We start from the raw sequence: 953 nt of genomic DNA on the forward strand, positions 1-953 counted from the left end.
TATGGTGCAGTTCCTCCTGTTACATTGGTAATCACAATCGATCCGTTGGTAGCTGAACAGCCACTTGGATCATTGCCTGTCACGGTTGCTGTCAATGGAACGGCTGTTAATGTCACACTACCGATTGTTTTCTGACAGACATTATCTTTCACTACAATCGTATAAGTGCCTGCACTCAGACCGGTAAAGCTTGCCGAAGCCTGGAAGCTTGCCCCATTGTTGATTGAGTACTGAACAGTTCCGTTACCTGCTGTTGCACTGATTACAATTGAGCCATCATTGCCCACACAACCCGGATTAGACTGAGAGGCAATCGTTGCCTGTAAACAACAAGCGGCAATAATTGTTTCAGATGTAGTGAAGCTACACCCATCTGCTGTCACTACTTTAATTGTATAGGTACCTGGTGCTAAACCAGAGAATTCATTGTTATTGATTCCGGCAGGGTTGGCTACTCCATCAATAAAGTACTGATAGGGAGCTGTTCCTCCGGTTACTGTTGCTGTCAGCATCCCATCTTTGGCACCACAACTGGATTCATCACTACCTAGCAGACTTACCGCACTGATGCTGTTGGGTGCAACAAGGGTAGCGTTGAACCCTTGAGTACAGCCATTGGCATCCCGAATGGTAATAGCATAGCTGTTTTCTGCCAGATTGCTGAATACATTCGATGTCTGGAAAGCACCTCCGATCGAATACTGATACGGAGCTGTTCCCCCTGCCGGATTGGTGATAGTGATTGATCCGTCACTGACCGTACAACTGCTTGGATTGGAAGGCGTGATGGTAGCTGTGATGGTCACATTCACTTTCAGTGTCACTGGAGTAAGGCTGTTGATACATCCTTTGGCATCCTTCACCTGAACCGTATATGTACCTTCACCTAAGCCTGTAAAACTTGGATTAGATTGGAAGGTTGTGCCATTGATTGAATATTGATAGGGAGCTGT

The 953-nt window shown here is 46.2% G+C and carries 1 pseudogene; it reads right to left on the reverse strand.

Annotated features, from left to right (window positions below):
• Positions 1 to 953 (reverse strand): annotated as a pseudogene (locus QNI22_RS40125) (hypothetical protein); the annotation flags it as partial.

Source organism: Xanthocytophaga agilis (genome assembly GCF_030068605.1).
GTDB lineage: Bacteria > Bacteroidota > Bacteroidia > Cytophagales > 172606-1 > Xanthocytophaga > Xanthocytophaga agilis.